Origin of the sequence: Mycobacterium sp. E2462, from assembly GCF_001672685.1 — a bacterium.
Taxonomy (GTDB): Bacteria; Actinomycetota; Actinomycetes; order Mycobacteriales; family Mycobacteriaceae; genus Mycobacterium.
In genome coordinates this window covers 1-963 of sequence record NZ_LZKC01000095.1, presented here as the reverse complement: position 1 = coordinate 963, position 963 = coordinate 1, and the positions used below count along the sequence as shown (strand labels likewise).

Genomic DNA, 963 nt, shown 5'->3' with positions numbered 1-963 from the left:
GTGATCGCCGTCCTCGACAATGGGCTGGAAGCCACCGCGATCACCGAACACGCCGGCCCGTTCTGGAGTGGGCGCGCGCTGGGCCTGCAGAACACCGGCCAGCGGCTCACCGCCGCGGCGGGGCCGCCGGTGGTCGGCGCGACGATCATGGCGGCCGGGTATCCGGCGGCATGGGCGCTGTGCGCGCTGTTTCCGCTGGCCGCGGTCGCACTGGTGCCCAGCGACTCCGGTTCCACTCAGCGGGATCGCAAATGCCTCGTCGGCGCGCGGGTGGCGCAATAGCTGAACCGTCCCCGGTTTTCGCTGGTCGCCGTCATGCGCTGCCCGGCGCAATGCGTCGCCCGGCCGTTTTCGGTGCCCGCAGCGCGCCCGGAAAACGCCCCTGAGCTGCGTTAGCGTGACTCCCGTGGCGCACCCCATACCCCTCGGAGGACACCGGGCCGACCGTGCCCGGCGGGTGGCCGACGTGCTGCGCCAGCAGATCCACGCCGGGGCATACCCCGAAGGGCTGCCGGCCGAGCAGGAGCTGGCCGCCGAGTTCTCGGTGTCGCGCAACACGGTTCGCGAGGCGTTGGCCGTCCTCAAGCACGAGGGACTGATCGATCGCGGCCCCAAGGTCGGCACCCATGTGGCGCAACGCAAGTACGACCACGGCCTCGACGCGCTGCTGGGGCTCAAGGAGACGTTCAAGGACCTCGGCGAGGTCCGCAACGAGGTGCGGGCCGCAATGCTCGTCACCGCCCCGCCGTCGGTGGCGCGCCGGTTGCGGCTGCAGCCCGGCGAACAGGCGGTGTTCGTCGAGCGGGAATTCGAGGACCCCCCGGCCGACCTGCGGGGCCAGGTAGGTCAGGTCCAGGCTGAGCGGCAGCTCGCCGAGGTAACGCAACCGCTCGACGAACACCGCCTGTTCGCCGGGCTGCAGCCGCAACCGGCGCGCCACCGACGGCGGGGCGGTGACGAGCA

General features: G+C 72.1%; 3 pseudogenes. 2 read left to right on the top strand and 1 reads right to left on the bottom strand.

Going from position 1 to position 963, the window contains the following annotated elements:
• Positions 1 to 282: pseudogene (locus A5714_RS04715) on the top strand (hypothetical protein); the annotation flags it as partial.
• Positions 283 to 397: 115 nt separating this feature from the next.
• Positions 398 to 805: pseudogene (locus tag A5714_RS25895) on the top strand (GntR family transcriptional regulator); the annotation flags it as partial.
• A 33-nt stretch (positions 806 to 838) separates the two neighbouring features.
• On the opposite strand, the pseudogene A5714_RS26945 reads toward A5714_RS25895, so the two are convergent.
• Positions 839 to 901, bottom strand: a pseudogene (locus A5714_RS26945) (hypothetical protein); the annotation flags it as partial.
• Positions 902 to 963 lie beyond the last annotated feature (62 nt).